Annotated in this window: 4 protein-coding genes; 2 read left to right on the forward strand and 2 right to left on the reverse strand. The window is 65.2% G+C overall.

Translation table 11 applies throughout. The features are described 5' to 3' along the window. Positions 1-88 precede the first annotated feature (88 nt). Positions 89-556: a cupin domain-containing protein gene (locus AB0J42_RS37590; RefSeq protein WP_364303351.1), complete on the forward strand. Its 468-nt coding sequence runs from the start codon at positions 89-91 to the stop codon at positions 554-556. Positions 557-724: 168 nt separating this feature from the next. On the opposite strand, the gene AB0J42_RS37595 is transcribed toward AB0J42_RS37590, so the two are convergent. Then, positions 725-1111, reverse strand: coding sequence for a hypothetical protein (locus AB0J42_RS37595; protein WP_364303354.1), 387 nt, complete (start codon positions 1109-1111; stop codon positions 725-727). Between the two features lie 3 nt (positions 1112-1114). Further along, a complete protein-coding gene (locus AB0J42_RS37600; protein WP_364303357.1) occupies positions 1115-1477 on the reverse strand; it encodes a PadR family transcriptional regulator in 363 nt (120 codons plus the stop codon). A 78-nt stretch (positions 1478-1555) separates the two neighbouring features. Between AB0J42_RS37600 and AB0J42_RS37605 the strand changes: the two genes are divergently transcribed. Beyond that, positions 1556-1882 (forward strand): hypothetical protein, encoded by a 327-nt coding sequence (locus tag AB0J42_RS37605; protein ID WP_364303359.1) that lies wholly within the window; start codon positions 1556-1558, stop codon positions 1880-1882. The last annotated feature ends 36 nt before the right edge of the window (positions 1883-1918 follow it).

Below are 1918 nucleotides of genomic sequence, written 5' to 3' on the forward strand. Positions count from 1 at the left end.
CTCGGGGTCGAGCGAGCAGGGCGGTAACCCAGCGGCACCTCGGGTGCATCAGCAGCATCTCAGCTACCGACAAGAGGATGGTGCACCAGTGAGCATTCCGTATCTGGCCCAGCCCGAACAGCAACAGAAGCTGGAGTGGCTGAACGGGAGCACCTTCTCCGTCCTGCTGGACGCCGCCGCCACCGACGGGCAGCTCACCGTCGGACGGTTCGACGCCCCCAAGGGGGAGGCTCCGCCGTTCCACCTGCACACCCGGGAAGACGAAGTCTTCATGCTGATCAAAGGCACCGCCCGGCTCTGGGTCGGCGAGGAGGAACTGGAGTTGTCCGAGGGCGGCATCGTCTACCTGCCCCGCAACATCCCGCACGGCTACCGCATCACCTCCGACCGGGCCGACCTGCTGCTGATCGCCACACCCGGCGGCATCGAGAACATGTTCCGCCAGGGCGGACGTGACCTGTCCACGCCCAGGCCCGAGGGATTCGAAATTTCCAAGGAGATGCTGGCCGCCGCGGCCGACGCCCACGGCCAGATCATCGTCGGCCCACCCCGGTGAGCGTCATGAAAAGCGCCTCGTAGGCCATATCGGGACACGCACACCGCAGCAGCAGGGATGGCTCACGCCGGTGTTGCCGTCCACTGCTCGCGCGGGTACAGCTCGCTGGCCGCGGGTGGCCCGGGGTGCGTGGTGGCCTGGGGGGATCGAAGACTGAGGCCTCGTTCCTCACCCTGCGGAACCGGGCTGGAGCAGGAGATGTAGGACGAACCATCCGAGGCCGCCGATGAGCAGGAGGATGACGGCAGTCTTCACCAGCACGCTGGAAGCGGTTCGAGTAGTGGAGCTCACCTGGGTCTCCGGGGGAAGGTCGGCGACAGCCGCCGCGACGATGGCCTCAGGGTCGCCCAGCTTGCTGAGGATCTGGCTTATGACGGCGGGATCCTCGATACCGGCAGGCGAGCCGGAGGCGGCCTCGGCCTGAGCGACCACGATGTGGGAACGGACGTCGGCGAGCAACTCGGCTCGGCGGTTCGCTGGGAGGGCGGCGGCAGCCCTTTCGATCTCGGACAGGTATTCCTCGGCCGTCGCGTCAAGCGGCAGATCTTCAGTCATGGCTCAGGGTGCCTCGTTTCCGGACTCGTTCTTGGAGAGGAAATGCAGGACAGCGGCGTGGAACCTGGACCATTCCGCTGTGAACTCCTCGAGCGCCCGCGCACCGGCCGGCGTGAGTTCGTAGTACTTGCGCGGCGGGCCGCTGGTCGACTCCTGCCACGTGGTCTCGACGAGACCTTCTCGGCGCAACCTGGAGAGCAGTGGATAGATGGTCCCCTCGCTGGTGACCATGATGTCCACCTCTCCAAGTTCGCGGAGCAGCTCGACGCCGTAGCGGCTGCCGCCTCGGAGGAGGGCTAGCACGCAGTACTCCAGGACACCGCGCCGCAGTTGACTCATCGCTTTCTCGGTGTTGCCGAGTTCCATGCAACGCAAGGTACTGGGTCGCGCATCCTAGATCAAGTCGGGATGCTGGGTAGGGGTTGCCGGTGCCGTGCCCGCTATGTGTCCGATGAGACGGGATGCGAGGGGGAGCAGTGGATAATGCTCAACATGACCCCCCGAGGTGGACGGCCGGTATCGAGTGCTCTGGTCGTGCTGGCGATCACGTGGCTCTCTGTCTCGCTGGACCTGATGAACTTCTTGTACACGGATACCGGCTACCTCTACTTGAAGGAGGTGGTCGGCATTCCTACACCGCTGGTGGCGTTGCTGTGGCTGGGAAGCGCTCCTGCCGGCTTCGTGCTAGCCCTGCTTTACGGGAGAAAAGTCGCCACTGAGGTTCCCCCTGTAGCACGGACACCTGAGGTGAGGTCACTCGACGGTGTCTGAGGGCCGGTGGAGGCTCTCGTACATGACAGGGCTGTG

The organism is Nonomuraea sp. NPDC049649, from assembly GCF_040675175.1.
Classification (GTDB): Bacteria; Actinomycetota; Actinomycetes; order Streptosporangiales; family Streptosporangiaceae; genus Nonomuraea.